Source organism: Streptomyces sp. NPDC002088, assembly GCF_040296605.1.
Classification (GTDB): Bacteria; Actinomycetota; Actinomycetes; order Streptomycetales; family Streptomycetaceae; genus Streptomyces.
On record NZ_JBEOXO010000060.1, the window covers coordinates 1 to 14,755 of the forward strand.

A 14,755-nucleotide genomic window follows, 5' to 3' on the forward strand; every position below is an offset into this window, starting at 1 on the left:
CCCTCCATGCGAAGTCCACGCCGAGTACGAGAAGTTGCGAATCGCCGCGTGAAATAGACGGTCAGACAACTGTCTGGAAAACGCGAGGCCCCTCAGGGCCCTCACCGCAGGAGCGCCTCGACCGCCTCACCGAGCAGCTGGCCGGCGTTGTCCAGGAGCAGTGGCAGGCGGAGTGGCGGCTGCGGCGGCTGCAGGACCCGGCTCCGCGCAGGTGCGTTGGGCCTCGGCCGAGGCGCGGTTGGCCGATCACCGGGAGAACGTCGGCGGCCCGGAGGATCTCAGCGCCCGGCTGAAGGAGGTCGCCGAGGTCTTCGCCCGCGTTCCGTCCCGGCGGCTGGTGGTGCTGGGCGAGCCGGGAAGCGGCAAGACGGTCCTGGCGCTGCGTTTCACCCTGGACCTGCTGGAGCGCCGCCGACCCGAGGACCCCGTCCCTGTGGTGTTCTCCCTGTCCAACTGGCAGCCGGACCAGGCAAGCCTGCGGGAATGGATGGCGGCCTCCCTGGCCGCCACCTACCCCGGGGCCACCTGGGGCCGCGAACTGCTGGCCGCCGGGCGGGTCCTGCTGGTCCTGGACGGCCTGGACGAGATCCCCGCGCCCTTGCAGGCGCACGCGGTACGGCGGTTGAACGCCGAACTCGACGCCGGCGCCCCGGTCCTGCTGACCTGCCGTACCGGGGTGTACACCGACGTCGTCGAGCGCGGGGACGTGTTCACCCTGGCCGCGGTGGTCGAACTGCAACCCCTGACCTTCGAAGACATCCGCAACTACCTCCAGCGCACCGCCCGCGCCGCCCGGGGACCCGACGGCCAGCGGGCCACTTGCTGGGACCCGATCCTGGACCACCTGCGCTCCCGCCCCGACGAGCCAGCCAGCCGGGCGCTGTGCCAGGTGCTCACCAGCCCGCTGATGGCGGCCATGGCCCGCACCGTCTACGACGACACCGGCGCCGACCCCGCCGAACTCCTCGCCCCCCGCTTCCACGACCCGGCCGTCCTGGAACAGCACCTCCTCGACGCCTTCGTCCCCGCCGCCTTCCGCGACGCCCCTACCCCAGACGGCGACGACGCCCGACGCTGGCTCGGCTTCCTCGCCCGCCACATGGAGCGACGGCGCACCCGCGATCTGGCATGGTGGGACCTCACCCTGGCTCTGCCGTGGCCGCTGCGCTCCCTGAGGCCGGTCCTCCTTCTGGGAGGCGTCGCGACCGCGGTCAGCCTGGTGTGGGGGCAGTGGAAACGGCACTCCGATTTCGCGGTGCCCATGGCCATGGCGGCATTCACAGCCGGAGTCTGCATGGGGTATGCGGTGCTGTCACGCGGCCCGGCATGGACAGCGAGGCGGCAGTCCGCAGTGCCGGGTCGGAGGCATGCGCCGCGCGAGGCAGTGCTGGCGCTGACGATCGCCGTTCCAGTGGGGGTGATCGTCGGCCTCAGCAGCCCTCTCGGCAATGAATTCGGCCCCAATGAATTCGACACACAGGTGGATGTCACCGTATGGGCCTTCCTGGTCGGCTTTGCCGTGTTCGCGGGTCTTGGCGCGGCGGTGGCCCTCGCGGTTCTGGGGATCGTCGGCGAGTCCCTTCCCTCCACCGTCCCTTTCGGCGGTGGAGCATCGAGGTCTGAGGTGGATGGTCTCAGCCGCTCCGATGGGGCGGTTCCCAGACTGAGCAGTCGTGTGCGAAGAGCACTCGTCGTGGGTCGAAGTCGCTAAGCCGCTCCAGCCATCGTTGATAGGTGGGAAGCGGCTGATCCAGACCTTGGAGGGTGGCGTGGCGAGCCAGGTGGTCCGATGCGAAATGGGATGCGAAGTCGTGTGCCTGACCGGCGAGGACCACGGTGCCATCGCTATGCTGGACCACCAGCGACTGGTGCCCATCGGTATGCCCGGGAGTTGGGATGATCCAGACCCCGGGCCAGACCTCGGCTTCGCCAGCGATCTCCTCGTAGGTCGCGCCGCGGAAGTCGATGAGTTCTTCGATGGTGTGGCCGCCTTGGCGGGCGGTAGCCAACTCCACGGCCTGTACCAGGATTGGCTTGCCGGCCAGCAAGGGGTTCCCTCCGCAGTGGTCGAAGTGGAGGTGGCAGTTCACGACCAGGGAGACATCCGCGAGGGTGACTCCCGTGGCCGCGAGGGCGCCCTCCAGGGCCCTGCGTTGGGGTCGATAGTGGGCTTCGGTCTCGGGGTCGGCGGCGCCGATACCGGTGTCGAAGAGGATCAGTCCTTCGTCGCGCTGCACCAAATAGGCGAGTACGGGTTCAACTCGCGGCTGTGGGCCACCGGTCTCCGACGCAGGTCGGACGAAGTAGCCCAGGTCGAGTCGACGCACCGCCATGCTGCTGTCCATCCGGTCATCCTGGCAGGCCGCTGTGCCCGTTCCGGGGCTGTCCGCCAAAACTCGCGGTGAAGGCAGCTGGCCCGACCCGAAGTCGAACCGGCGATCAGTTTCCCGGGTCAGGGATCGTATGAGGTGAGTGAACGGAGGGTGGTTTGTTCGGTGTTGTGCAAGATCGCGGCGGTCAGCGCGAGTATTCGCTGCATGACACGGGCGATGACACCGCGAGGTGTGCGGCCTCGGTGCTGTTCGAGGTTGAGCTGTCCCTTGAAGGTCTCGTTGACCGACTCGATGACCTGCCGCAACGGCTTGAACAGGGATGCGCCGGGCCGCTGCCGTTCGCCCTTGCGGGTAGGCCGCAGCAACTGGATGTCCTGTTGGGCGAGTTCTTGTTCGAAGGTGCGGCCGAAGTAGTTCTTGTCGCCGATGAGTGTCTGACCGGGCCGGGCGGCGACGAGGTTTGGTTCGGCTGCGAGCAGGTCCAACAGGGTCTCGCGCTCGTCGGCCTTGGCTCCGGTCAGGGCGAAGGCGACGGGCAGGCCCTGCAGGGTACGCACCAGGTGCAGCCGCAGGCCCCAGAAGAAGCGGCTGTGACTGGCGCAGTACCCGTACTCGTCCCATCCGGGCAGGTCGGAGCGTTTCACGGTCTCCCGCGAGCGGCCGCATTCCACGGGTGTGGAGTCCACGATCCACACGTCGTCGCTCCACACGGAGGTGCTGGTCTGGTGGCCAGGATCCGGGTGACCTGGCGGAGCAGTTCGGCGGCCTTGCGCAGCCGCTTGTTGTAGCCGGGCTGCTGCGGCAGATAGGGGAAGAGGTGCCGCAGATGAACCCGGGCATGGCGGAGCCACCTGGCCTCGGAGGTGAAACCGAGCATGGCCTGCAGCATCGCGATCGTGGTCAGCTCGGCATCGTTGAGCTGCGGCGCGATCCCTACGGCAGGCCGCCACGGAGCGAGACGCGGCGATTCCTTCAGCAGGTCGTCTGTCGTCACGTACAGCGCGGTGGCGAGGGAGTCCAAATCTGGCGTCACAACCGAACTTTGGACTCCGTCGTCTCACGCGTGCAGACGATCCCCCTGAAATCGATCATCTATGCGGTCGTACGCCTGCGGGCCAGATCCTTGCCCTCCTCCGGCAGCGCGTCGGCGACCAGCAGCCGCGGCAGCAGCTCTGGTTCACGTGTCATCGCGCGGAAGACGAGTGCGACGGTCACATCGTGGTCAGGCCGGTGCACGATCTCGACCGGATCGGCAGCGCGTATGTCCCCCGGCTCGATCACGCGAAGATACGCGCCCGGCCGTGCGGCCTGCGTGAACCGCCTGATCCAACCGTCACGCTCCAGCCAGCCCTGGAACGTAGTGCACGGGATCCGCGCGCACGACACCTCCAGGACGACGTCTGGCCCGATGCGCCAACGCTCACCGATCAGGGCGCCGTTGACGTCGAGGCCGACGGTCGTGAGGTTCTCCCCAAAGACGCCGTTCGCAAGCGGCCTGCCCAACTCAGCCTCCCATCCGTCGAGGTCCTCGCGGGCATAGGCGTAGACGGCCTGGTCGGAGCCGCCGTGGTGCTTCACGTCGTAAACCCGGTCGCCGACGAGACCGACCGCGCCGGTGCCCTTGGGGCCGGGGGTGACGACAGTAACCGGGCCGTCGACGGGCCGCTTGTCGATGCCTGTCGCGCTGAGACCCTTCCAAGGGTTGGGGCGGGGCCTGCCGACATTGACGGAGAGCAGCTTCATGGAGGCGACGGTACGGTCCGCTGCACCCCGAGGGCTACACATTTCCCTGCCACTGCCGCGCTCGCGGCGTACGTGGCGCTGGTGGCACCCGAGGGCGTGGCTGTCCGCCTCCTACAGCGGATCCTCACGCTGACCACCGCGATCTGGCGCAACGACCGCACCGGACAGCCCGTCCTGCGCTCACTGACCGCCTACGACCACCGAACCCCTTGGAATCAATCATCTAGTAGGACTCCGTTAGGTCTGTCTCGTGGTCCTGTTTGAGGGCATGGTGGGGGTGTGGACATACATGAAGTGAACCGTGCTCGGGCGAAGTTGGCGTTATTCGTCGCTGATGTGTTCGCGTCGGTGCCGCGCAAGGATCAGCGGGCGAAGAGTGACTGCTATCTGCGGGGACTGATGCTGGACGGGCGGCGCAAGTCCATCCAGGCCATGGCGGAGCGGCTGCCGGACGGCAACGAGCAGAACCTTCAGCAGTTCGTGAACCAGTCGACCTGGGATCCGGTGTTGGTGCGGCGGCGGATTGCGGAGCGGATGGTGCCGCAGATCGGCCCGGATGCCTGGGCGGTCGATGATGTGTCGTTCCCCAAGGACGGCCGGATGTCGGTGGCGGTCGCGCCCCAGTACTGCGGCGCTTTGGGCAAGCAGGCCAACTGCCAGGTCGCGGTGAGCGTGCACGCGGTCTCCGACACTGCCTCTTGTCCGCTGCAGTGGCGGTTGTTCGTGCCCCAGGAGTGGGCGCACGATGCCGTACGGCGGCAGAAGACCGGGATGCCGGAGGGGGTCGGGCACCGGGAGAAGTGGCGCCTGGCATTGGACACCTTCGACGAGTTGGCCGGGTGGGGTCTGGTGCCGCCGGTGGTGGTGGCCGACGCCGGTTACGGGCAGAACGCTGACTTCCGCGACGGCCTGAGCGAGCGGGGCATCGGCTATGTCGTGGCGGTCCGTTCGGACGTGACCGTCCACCCGCACGGCGCCGAGCCCCTCACGCCGCCGTGGTCGGGCAACGGCCGCAAGCCGCAGCCCCGCTACCGGGACAAGCCGTCCCCGGTGGCCGCGCTGGCGGCTGGCCAGGGACGGCAGACGTTCACCGAGGTCACCTGGCGTGAAGGCTCCCGCCGGCCGATGCGCTCGCACTTTCTGGCGCTGGGGGTGCGGCCGGCCGGAGTCCGGGCCCGCCGTCTGGCCCAGGCCGCCGCCACCGCTGAACACGGCCACTGGGACGGTGTCCTGCCCGAAGTGACGCTGCTGGTCGAATGGCCCGAAGGCGCCGAAGCACCCAGCGACTACTGGCTGTCCAACCTGCCCGCCGGCACCCCGGTGGCTGAACTGGTCCGTCTGGCCAAGATCCGCTGGCGCATCGAGCACGACTACCGGGAACTCAAGCACGGCCTCGGCCTGGACCACTTCGAGGGACGTTCCTGGGCGGGGTGGCATCACCACGTCACCCTGGTCACCGCAGCCCACGCGTTCCTCACCGAACAGCGCCTGGCCCCAAAAGCCGATACAGCGGACTTACCCTCTACCAGATCCTCGACGCCATCCAAGACCTGCTGAACTGCTGGACCGGCACCTGCACCACCTGCCACCGCCCCCTGCCCCGAACATCCACCACCAGCCCAAACCCCAAGAGCCAGAGCAACCTAACGGAGTCCTACTAGGCCGATACTCCGCAACTCCCCCAAGTGCCCCAGTGCTGTCGAAAACTCGTTGAGAGCTACGCAGCCAAGGCCGGCGTGGACGGCCCGCTGGCCTGGGCGCGCGAGCTGGGCGCGGTCGTCGTGTCGGTGGAGTACCACCTCGCGCCCGAGCACCCGCACCCGGCGCCGATCGACGACATGTACACCGGTCTTCTCTGGACGGCGCGCCACGCCAAGGAAATCGGTGGCGACCCGGACCGGATCGTCATCGCGGGCGCCAGCGCCAGCGGCAGCCTGACCGCGGCGCTCGCCCTACTCCTGCGGGACCGCCAGGGACCGCCAGTCATCGACCAGCTCCTGATGTACCCGATGCTCGACGACCGTAACGACACCGTCTCCGGCCATCAGATGGCGGGTGTCGGCGTCTGGGACCGCGCCGCCAACGAGACCGGCTGGACGGCGCTGCTCGGCGACCGCCGGGGCGGCCCCGGCGTCTCCCCCAACCCCGCTCCCGCCCGCGCGACCGATCCGTCCGGCCTGCCTCCGGCCTTCCTCGACGTCGGCTCCGCGGAGACCTTCCGCGACGAGGTCGTGGGCTACGTTCCCGCATCTGGCGGTGCGGCGGCGCGGTCGAACTCCACGTCTGGCCCGGAGGCTTCCATGGCCTCGGCGGCTTCGCTCCCCAGGCGGCCCTGTCCCGGACGGCCCGTGCGTCCCATCTGAACTGGCTGAGGCGGCTGTTGCGCCAGTGAGGCTCATCCACTCCCGCCCGACGCTGTCTTTTTGACTGCCCCCCAGATACGGGAGCAGGTGGCGCAGCGGCATGCCAGGACGGTGCGATCGGCCGCCGTGACCTCCAGGACCAGCATCTCCTCGTCGGCCCCTGTCACCAGGACGCCGGAGCCGCCCCGCGCGAGCTCGGCGCCTTCCGTGGGCGCCGAGGTGCAGGCGAGCGGGGGCGTCCAGGCCGGTCGGTACGGGCCCTGCAGGGTCACCATGGGCTGCAAACGCCCCTGGGCGGGCGTCATCTGACAAATCACCAACAGCTGGTCTTGCGGCGGCCGAGGGGGACCGTGTCCCAAATTTGCAGGCAATTTGGGACAGAGTATCCTGGGATCGACCGTTCCTGTCACGATTCCGGAGGTAGGCGATGTTCATCCGAATGCTGCGGCGTCGTCGTAGGCCGCACAGGCTTCTCCTTCTCGGCAATGGCCGCCTGATTCGCGGCTTCAGCGGCGGCATGTACGACGGACACGGGTACCAGTCCTGACACCGTCCACCGGTCGTACGGGAGGATGTGCGGTGGCAGAGGACACCGAGGCCCTGGTGGCGGTGAGGCGGATTCTCTCGCCATATTGCCGCGTCATCCAGATGTCCGGCGGAGCTCTGATCGCGGACTGGAGGCGGACCCGCTTTCTCGGCATGACGACGGCAGACGTCCGGAAGTTCGCCGACGGAACCGCCGAGGAACGCGCGGAACTCCTCACCGCTCTCGTCCGTGCCGGGTGCACGGCAGGCCGCCGGCGGGACTATGCCGACGTCGAGGTCGGCCTCTGGCTCCGCGGAGTGCACCTGCTGATCCGGACCGTGGGATTCGGACGCGCCCTTCGGTTCCTCTCCTTGGCGGCCCCGGACTACGCCCGTGCGGAGCCCCCCGAGACCGAGGCTGTGGCGCGGCTCAAGCGGGCGGTGCAATCACACGGCCGCACCAGCTGGTTCGTCAACGACGACTGCAAGGCGGAAGCCGTGACGGCTTTCGTCCTGCTGCGGCGGTCCGGCCTCCAGGCCGAACTACACGTCGGCGTGCGCGAGCACCCGTTCGCCCTACACGCCTGGACGTCGGCGGCGGGGTTGTGCATCCCCGACGCCGAGCCGCGGGGGCACACGTTCGCACCGATTCTCTCCATCGGCCGCGGAGGGCGGTGACATGGAAGCGGTCCGCCTCGAGTGGGCCGGGGGCGCACCGAAACTCCGGGCGGCTGCGGACATGGCGGGCCAGGGGCTGGTGACGACGGTCTCCTCCCAGGCCGGCACCGCGATGGTCGTCGGCTGGGTCGGCTCGTTCCGTGACCGCGTGGCGGGTGCGCACCGCCTCCTCGACGCCTTCGGTCGACCGGGAGCCGGACCACATCTGCCGAGTGGCGACTATGCGGCTGTCCTCGTGTACCGCGACCGCATTCTGCTGATGCGGGACGAGTCCGCACGCATCCCCCTGTTCTTCAGGGAGTCCGATGACCGGGTGAGGGCGGCCAGCACCTCGGCACGTCGCCTCGGCGACGGCGCAGAGCTGGAGCGACGCTACTTCTGCCGCTATCTGACCGGGAACATGGCGCAGCCACACACGGAACTCACCCCGTTCACCGGGGTACACCGGATCCTGGGCGGCGAGGTGGTGGAGCTGTCCCCCACCGGGCAGCTGCGCGGCCGCGTTCCGCGACGCGTCTCCCATTCCAGCGGACCCTTGCCGCCGGCGGCGGGCGGGGCCCACCCCGGCACAGCGGCGAAGGACCTGCGCCGCGCGCTGGAAAACGCTGTCTCCCGCCGCATGGGCACGACGACTGCATGCCACGTCTCCGGCGGCATGGATTCCACCAGCGTCGCCTTGCTCGCCGCGCGGACACTGGCAGGAGAAGGCAGCCGACCTGGGGATCTCGTCCTGCTCTCCGGGCGCTTCGGCAGCGGAGAACTGGCCGCGGAGCGGCCGTACCTGGACGAGGCGTTGGAGGAGATCCGCCGTCACGCACCCGGGGCTCGCCCGGTGATCGTCGATGCCGGCGACGTGGCCGACTTCGACGACTTCCGGCACCATGCCGGAGACTCGGACGAACCGCATGCGCACGCCTTCCGTGCCCCGTTCTGGAGCAGGCTTCATGCCGCTGCGGCCGAGCTGGGCTGTGACATCCTCATGACAGGGTGCGGGGCTGATCCAATCGCGGACGCCAACCCGTTTCACCTGCACCGGCTGGCCCGCACGGGACGGCTGCGCCGGCTGACGCGGCAGGCACGCGCCTGGGCCCAGGGCAGCGAGCGGGGCCTGCGGGACATCGTCCACGCCTACGTCATGCAGCCGACTCTTCCTCTGGCGGCCGAACGGATCGACATGCTCGTTCGCCGCGGAACGGTGCTCGGCGGTCTCGGCACCTTCGGCCGTCCCCCGTGGCTGCGATCCAGATTCGCGCGGGCGCACGGCTACCGTGAGGCCAGCATCGCGGAGACTCGGTTCGTCTTCGGACGCGCACCGGAACAATCGCTCTACGACGCGGCCAACTACCTTGCCGCTCCCGACCTGCTGTCCTGGCATCGCGCACGGGAGGACGGGTACTTCCTCTCGCACCCCTTCCTCGACCAGGAGGTCATCGCCCTGATGCGCCGCCTTCCCGCCGAGGCGACATTCTGTCCGGGACGTCCGAAGGCGGTTCTGCGCGAGGCGATGGCAGATCTACTTCCGTCCCGTATCCGCGACCGAGCCGTCAAAATCCCCTTCAACGAGCTGTACGCCCGCGGCTTGCGGATGCACGGCGACGAACTCATCGACCTGTGCCGCTCCGCGAGACATCCACTCGTCCAAGAGATGTTCGACGTCGAGACGCTGTGCCGGGCCGTGCGGGAGGCTCGGCTGGGTATCGGGGACTCGTACTCCTGGGATCGCGTGAACAGCTCTCTCGCCCTGGTGATGTGGCTGGAGGAGCTGGTCAGCGCCGGCTCTTGATCTCGTCCAGCGTCTGTTCCATCGGGCCCGCCCAGACGTCGAGCAGACCGTAGCGGTTCTGCACCTCGCGGATCATTTCGTTGGAAAGTGGGCGACCTTCCTCGCCCTTGGGCGCGATGACCGGCAACACGTCTACACCATGTGAACCAAAGCGCCAATAGGTAGTGACGCGGCGCTGTTTCCTCGTATAACGATCGATCGCATTGTTTTCTTGCATCTCGGCCGTTTGGACGATGGTGTCGTTCTCTTTCTGCCCTGGCATCCACTGGGGCAGCTTGGCGCCCTGCCAGGAGTAATCAAGCCCTCCGAATTTCTCCATGACGAGCCGCTCTTTACGTGCCAGACTCAGGGTGGCGTAGAACGTCAACTTGTCGAAATGCGTATCGATGGGGAGCTGAACAACGGTGCGCGTGACCGACTCGTCGTTTGCCTGGACCCAGTTTCCGGCGGGAATCCACGGCTGCCCCGCCACCAGCTTGCCAGGCTGGTAGACCTCCCTGCGGGTGAGCGGGTGCTTCTCCCGGTATTTGACCCATTGCTCGGCTTGCTCCCGCCAGTCCAAGTGGTCCAGGTCCTTCGATTTCACCTCCACGTCCTCTCCCATGGCATGGAACTCGGCGCCCAGCACATAGAAACTCGCATCACTGTGGTTCACGAGCTTGATGTCGACCGGCACGGTGAACGCCTTGCGGTCCTCGGTGAGCACCGCCTTGCCCACGTTCAGCTGCACGAGAGGGGTGACCTCGCTCCGGTACGGCTGATAGAGGTACTGGTAACTGAAATTGGCGACTGCCACAATTGTGGTGACAATCACTGCCACAGCCACCCGCTTCGGAGTGGGGATCTCGTCCAGTCTCCGCCACACCGCGATGACAGTCCATAGCGAACCCACGCTTAGCACAATGCACGCTACCTTATACCCGACCCTCTCGCCGTCATTCCATGTCTGAAACGCGAGCAAGACGTTCGTCAACAACGCCACGCCGGTACTGATCAGCGCGACCACTCTAAAGTTGGAAATCGGCCCCCGGATCCAAAGGTCCACGACCGCGGCAACACCCACGACCATAACGAGGGCCGCCAACATGAGGGCCACACCGGTGACGCAACCCGAGAAAGTCAGGGCCGCGCTGAAATCCTGGAGGCCACACCAGCCCACTGGCAACGCCGTCAGGAGTAGGACCAACGCGACCCCTGCCATTTCTGCCAGCACGCATTTAGATTTCGGCAGGTGCCCGCGCACCATCACGTGCGAGCCGGAGCCGGCCCCTGAGTCGGTCCCTGGGGAAGTCGTCACATGAACACCTCCTGGCGACGCATCGGAGTCCGAGCACCATGCTCCGATGTGATCCACGCGATCACTATCCGCATTCCGCCGGTCGGCCCACAGCTCATGCCCGCAACTGGAAGCGGGTCTCGGCGACGGATGTTCCAAAGGGCGGCTGTCGCTTCGGCAGCGAAGCCAAAGGGACTGCCCAGGAGGGCCGACCACCCCGTTACCGGTAGTGCGTTAAATCCGGCAGTAGAGGTCAAGACCGTGTCCGGCGGCAGGGCTGATTCAAAGTGCTGGGGGTCATGGGAACGGGCAGGTCGCTGCGGTGTGGGCTTCGGACACCCGGTCGCTCAGACCGACTGGCGAACACGGCTTGAGCGCCACAGCTTGGGCTGGGTCTGCGCGTGGGAAGAAGACTCCCTGATCGGCTTCGTCAACGTCGTCTGGGACGGTGGAGCCCACGCTTTCATCCTGGATACGGTGGTCGCCCAGCATCACCGGGCGCAAGGAGTTGGGGCCGCGCTGGTTGCAGCGGCAGCGCGTGAAGCCCGTGCCGCGAAGTGCGAATGGCTTCACGTCGACTTCGAGGAGCATCTTCGTCCGTTCTATTTCGGCGCCTGCGGCTTCAAGGAGACCGCAGCCGGTCTGATTGCCCTGTAACAGCGCAGGTCAAGCGCCTGGCGGCACACACGCGACCAGGAGCGGTATCAAGACGCCTGCCAGGGTCCCCGACTCGCTCTCGGCTGTCACAGAGAGTGACCGCGTCACACAAGTTGAGCCAGACCCAGCTAGTGAACGCCCTGGCCATTGCGGAGCAGTTCGAATCTCTCGCGCGTCCGTAGAGCCGCCTTTTGATCTTCTTGATGCGGTTCACGGCGCCCTCGGTGCCGCCAGAGCTCCATTCGAGGGTGAGTCCGGCCGTCACGCCGTCGATGTCTCGAAGCAAGTGGAGTGCGAAGCCGGTGAGGCCGGGTGGTTGGCTGGCGTCGACAGCGCCGATCCAGGTGGGGAGCATGGCGCCGCGGCGGTCGGTGACGATCTCGCCGAACTCGCGGATGTGTCCGGCTGCGGTGTCCAGTCCGGGGCAGCGGGCCAGGACATCCTTCAAACCGGCGCGATCCTCCTCGCTCAGGCCGCGGGATGGCGGGTGAGCCAGCCGGTCACCTGCCGCACCGTCGGTGGTGGTGGCGGCGGTGCATGGGACGGAGAGGCGCGCAGGCTGGCGATGTAGGCGCGGACCATCTGGTAGGTGACGGGGGCGTTCCCGGCGAGCAGTTCACGGTGCAGCTGGGTGACGCTCGTGCAGCCTTCGGCCAACCGTCGTTCCAGATAGGGCTTGTAGGGGTCCAGCCGGCTGGGCCTGGGCCGGTTCTCGCGGAGGGTGTTCTACCAGTGCGGGACGCTCGCATAGCGCAGCACAGTGTTGAGGTCCCAGCCCAGGTGCCGGGAACACCCCGGCCTGACATACCGTCACTGACACCCACCCACTGACACCAAACCGGCACATCGCACGCCCCGCCAGCCGTGACGGATGCTCAGCAGGGTGGACAGATAGATGCGTTGCAGGTGCTTAGGGGACTCAACATCGTTACCATCGGATTAGGCTGCGGCGAGGCGCCCATTTGAGCGACTCCGCAGGCAGGATGGGGGGGGTCTGTGGAGCGTTCGGTTCTTTTCGTGCACGGGACGGGTGTGCGCGCCGAATCGTACAACGCGACGTTCGCAGTGATACGGGAGGCTCTTGGCAAGCTTCGGCCCGGCTGGGATGTACGGGGCTGTTTCTGGGGTCGGGAAGAGGGCGCCAAGTTCGCCTGCGGCGGGGCTTCGGTACCGGGATACGGAGAGGCGGGGGGCGGTGTACCCGTCGCCGATGACGAGGACATCGCAGTATGGGGAGTGCTCTACGGAGACCCGGGATACGAACTACGGCTGCTCAGTCTGCGGCCCCCGCCGGCTTCGGGCATGGGGCGAGGGGCCCCGCCGTCCAGGAAGTTCCTCACCTCGATCCGCACATACCGGCCCTCCACCGCTGCCGTAGCGGCCTTCCGGAGATGCGGGTTGCTCGATGAGCTTGACGAAGCACTGCGCATCGTGCAGGAGTCACCCGAGTTGCGTGACGCTGCGGCCACGGTTGACGAGAACGGCTACGAGCACCGGCATGCTGTGGCACGTGCGGTCGTGGCTGCCACGCTGTCGGCAGCGGTAGAGCGTGGGGCAAACGCGGTGGATGGCATCGCTCGTGACGCCTTGCTCGCTGCGCTCAGTTCCGACTTACACTCCCAGGGTCGGGCGCTGCCCGGCAAGGTATGGAAGGCTGCTGCGACGCCGGCTCTGCGGGTCCTAACGCGGAAAGCCGTAGACAGGCGTGGTCTGCTCAGTGACGGCGTTGTGCCCATAACCGGAGACATCCTCCGATACCAGGCCCGCGGGAACGGAACGCGGCAGCTGATCAAGCGGACGATCGAGCACGTGCCGGGGGAAGCTATCACTGTGCTGGCCCACAGCCTGGGCGGCGTCGCTTGTGTGGACCTGCTGGCCATGGAAGATCTCGGCAGGCGGGTCGATCAGCTAATCACTGTCGGATCCCAGGCACCCTTCTTCTACGAGTGCGGCGCCCTGACCTCCGTCGAATACCCACACACGCTACCGGGGCATTTCCCGCGCCGCTGGCTGAACATCTACGATCCGTGGGACCTGCTGGCCTACCGCGCCGCGAAGGTGTTCCCGCAACAGGCTTATGACGTGGAAGTCAGCAACGGGCAGCCATTCCCATTCGCGCACAGCGCGTACTGGTCCAACAGCACGGTATGGGACGCCATCGGCACATGGCTGGACTGAACCGCGTCGATCCGAAAGACATCCACGCCGTCGTGGTAGGGCTGGAGCACTATCCCAGAGCCCCGCGCAACTGGAACCTCCGCGGGGCCGGGGACGACGCCTTGCGCTTCGCGCGCTGGCTGCGCCAGGGCGGCGTACCAGGGCGGAACATCAAGCTGCTTCTGTCCCCTGCGGGGGAGGGGAAGTCGTCCATCGAAGCGGCCGCCGCCGAAACAGGTCTGCAGTGGCGCACTGTGACTTCGGGCAACGACATCAGAGAAGTCTTCGTCCAGGAACTGAAAGGCGCGGCGGGTAACCTGCTGTACGTCTACTGGGGCGGACACGGTGTCCTAGGAGAAGACAGTCGGCTGCTCTTCCTCCCTGACGCCTCGGAAGGGGACAAGGTCTGCCTCAGCGTTGAAGACCTGCGGATGTACCTGACCCACATGGTCTCTCGCGGATTCATCCAGCAGGTCTTCTTCTTCGACTCCTGCGCCACCTTCGTGGAGGACTACCGGACGGAGTCCGCTCCAGTCGTCATGCCCTTCCCTAACCCGGGCCGCGAGACGGCCGAGCAGTTCCTGCTTCATGCCTCCCGCGACGGCCAGGCTGCAGAACACGACCCCGCGGTTGGAAGCGGGGTGTTCTCCCATGTAGTGCTGGAATGGCTGGAACGCCACGCGCCCGATGTACACCCGGACCTGTCCGCACTCCACGACGATGTCAGACAGTACTTCGAACAACGGTGCGCGGCCGGAGGGCCCGGACAGACCCCGGTCACCTGCCGCTACGTCGCCCTCGACGGCGCCCAGGACGAAACCAGAACCTATGCAGCGCAGGTCGATCACGTTGCCCGGCTGGAAGTCGTCGGAACTCTCGAGAAAGCGTTCCCGGACGAGGGAGCACTCAAGGTGTATGCCGCGCGGGTGGCCAGGGCGTGCGGGGCGGCGCGGCTCGCTGCCGACTACTCCGTCGAGTTCTTTGCCGAGGTACTGCTGAGCACTCCACGGGCGATGTCTACCCTCATCGACGAACTCTCATCTGACGGCGTGTCCAAGGCGGCCGAGCCGTTCCTAGCTCTTAGTCTCGCTCACGCTCCTCCCGGCCTGCTGTCGATGGGCGAGCATGCGGACCTGCGCGAGCTGTTACTGACTTCGGCGTATTAGGGTCAGTCCGGTCTGTCGAGAGCGAGGCCCGTCCCGGCGAGGAATCCGCCGAGGATGCCGTGCCGGTACTGCAG

The 14,755-nt window shown here is 67.2% G+C and carries 12 protein-coding genes and 3 pseudogenes; 9 read left to right on the forward strand and 6 right to left on the reverse strand.

Annotation, left to right across the window (positions count from 1 at the left end):
* Positions 1-160: 160 nt before the first annotated feature.
* The gene (locus ABT114_RS49000; protein WP_351153529.1) at positions 161-1,711 is read left to right on the forward strand and encodes an NACHT domain-containing protein; all 1,551 of its coding nucleotides are present in this window, start codon (positions 161-163) and stop codon (positions 1,709-1,711) included.
* On the opposite strand, the gene ABT114_RS49005 is transcribed toward ABT114_RS49000, so the two are convergent.
* The 3 genes and pseudogenes from ABT114_RS49005 to ABT114_RS49015 all read right to left on the reverse strand — a co-directional run bounded on the left by ABT114_RS49005 (position 1,635) and on the right by ABT114_RS49015 (position 4,076).
* On the reverse strand, positions 1,635-2,345 hold the full coding sequence (locus ABT114_RS49005) for an N-acyl homoserine lactonase family protein (protein WP_351153532.1): 711 nt from the start codon (positions 2,343-2,345) through the stop codon (positions 1,635-1,637). The genes ABT114_RS49000 and ABT114_RS49005 overlap by 77 nt on opposite strands.
* A 107-nt stretch (positions 2,346-2,452) precedes the next feature.
* A pseudogene (locus ABT114_RS49010) lies at positions 2,453-3,366 on the reverse strand (IS982 family transposase).
* A gap of 59 nt (positions 3,367-3,425) precedes the next feature.
* Positions 3,426-4,076 (reverse strand): MOSC domain-containing protein, encoded by a 651-nt coding sequence (locus tag ABT114_RS49015; protein WP_351153535.1) that lies wholly within the window; start codon positions 4,074-4,076, stop codon positions 3,426-3,428.
* A gap of 87 nt (positions 4,077-4,163) precedes the next feature.
* On the opposite strand from ABT114_RS49015, the pseudogene ABT114_RS49020 reads away from it, so the two are divergent.
* From ABT114_RS49020 to ABT114_RS49030, 3 genes and pseudogenes are all read left to right on the forward strand, one after another.
* A pseudogene (locus ABT114_RS49020) lies at positions 4,164-4,277 on the forward strand (IS982 family transposase); the annotation flags it as partial.
* Positions 4,278-4,355: 78 nt separating this feature from the next.
* Positions 4,356-5,633, forward strand: a complete 1,278-nt coding sequence (locus tag ABT114_RS49025; RefSeq protein WP_351153538.1) for an IS701 family transposase — start codon at positions 4,356-4,358, stop codon at positions 5,631-5,633.
* A 170-nt stretch (positions 5,634-5,803) separates the two neighbouring features.
* Positions 5,804-6,468, forward strand: a pseudogene (locus ABT114_RS49030) (alpha/beta hydrolase fold domain-containing protein); the annotation flags it as partial.
* A gap of 3 nt (positions 6,469-6,471) precedes the next feature.
* On the opposite strand, the gene ABT114_RS49035 reads toward ABT114_RS49030, so the two are convergent.
* Positions 6,472-6,714: a hypothetical protein gene (locus ABT114_RS49035; protein ID WP_351153541.1), complete on the reverse strand. Its 243-nt coding sequence runs from the start codon at positions 6,712-6,714 to the stop codon at positions 6,472-6,474.
* Between the two features lie 304 nt (positions 6,715-7,018).
* On the opposite strand from ABT114_RS49035, the gene ABT114_RS49040 reads away from it, so the two are divergent.
* Both ABT114_RS49040 and ABT114_RS49045 read left to right on the forward strand, forming a co-directional pair.
* Positions 7,019-7,642 (forward strand): lasso peptide biosynthesis B2 protein, encoded by a 624-nt coding sequence (locus ABT114_RS49040; RefSeq protein WP_351153544.1) that lies wholly within the window; start codon positions 7,019-7,021, stop codon positions 7,640-7,642.
* Between the two features lies 1 nt (position 7,643).
* The gene (locus ABT114_RS49045) at positions 7,644-9,425 is read left to right on the forward strand and encodes an asparagine synthase-related protein (RefSeq protein ID WP_351153546.1); all 1,782 of its coding nucleotides are present in this window, start codon (positions 7,644-7,646) and stop codon (positions 9,423-9,425) included.
* On the opposite strand, the gene ABT114_RS49050 is transcribed toward ABT114_RS49045, so the two are convergent.
* Positions 9,409-10,722, reverse strand: coding sequence for a hypothetical protein (locus ABT114_RS49050; RefSeq protein WP_351153549.1), 1,314 nt, complete (start codon positions 10,720-10,722; stop codon positions 9,409-9,411). The genes ABT114_RS49045 and ABT114_RS49050 overlap by 17 nt on opposite strands.
* Before the next feature lie 303 nt (positions 10,723-11,025).
* Between ABT114_RS49050 and ABT114_RS49055 the strand changes: the two genes are divergently transcribed.
* Positions 11,026-11,358, forward strand: a complete 333-nt coding sequence (locus tag ABT114_RS49055) for a GNAT family N-acetyltransferase (RefSeq protein ID WP_351153552.1) — start codon at positions 11,026-11,028, stop codon at positions 11,356-11,358.
* Between the two features lie 468 nt (positions 11,359-11,826).
* Here the strand turns inward: ABT114_RS49055 and ABT114_RS49060 are convergent, their stop codons facing one another.
* Positions 11,827-12,015 (reverse strand): hypothetical protein, encoded by a 189-nt coding sequence (locus ABT114_RS49060; protein ID WP_351153555.1) that lies wholly within the window; start codon positions 12,013-12,015, stop codon positions 11,827-11,829.
* Between the two features lie 741 nt (positions 12,016-12,756).
* Here ABT114_RS49060 and ABT114_RS49065 point away from each other — a divergent pair.
* Together ABT114_RS49065 and ABT114_RS49070 are read left to right on the forward strand one after the other, a co-directional pair.
* Positions 12,757-13,536: a hypothetical protein gene (locus ABT114_RS49065; protein WP_351153558.1), complete on the forward strand. Its 780-nt coding sequence runs from the start codon at positions 12,757-12,759 to the stop codon at positions 13,534-13,536.
* Entirely contained in the window at positions 13,524-14,681 is a 1,158-nt protein-coding gene (locus ABT114_RS49070; protein ID WP_351153561.1) for a hypothetical protein, read from the forward strand. The genes ABT114_RS49065 and ABT114_RS49070 overlap by 13 nt, the downstream gene beginning before the upstream one ends.
* Positions 14,682-14,755: the final 74 nt, after the last annotated feature.

Bases quoted from the DNA above. Each gene is read 5' to 3' on its own strand.
- ABT114_RS49070 (WP_351153561.1), top strand. From the start codon at position 13,524: ATGGCTGGACTGAACCGCGTCGATCCGAAAGACATCCACGCCGTCGTG.
- ABT114_RS49015 (WP_351153535.1), bottom strand. From the start codon at position 4,076: ATGAAGCTGCTCTCCGTCAATGTCGGCAGGCCCCGCCCCAACCCTTGG.
- ABT114_RS49035 (WP_351153541.1), bottom strand. From the start codon at position 6,714: ATGGTGACCCTGCAGGGCCCGTACCGACCGGCCTGGACGCCCCCGCTC.
- ABT114_RS49005 (WP_351153532.1), bottom strand. From the start codon at position 2,345: ATGGACAGCAGCATGGCGGTGCGTCGACTCGACCTGGGCTACTTCGTC.
- ABT114_RS49045 (WP_351153546.1), top strand. From the start codon at position 7,644: ATGGAAGCGGTCCGCCTCGAGTGGGCCGGGGGCGCACCGAAACTCCGG.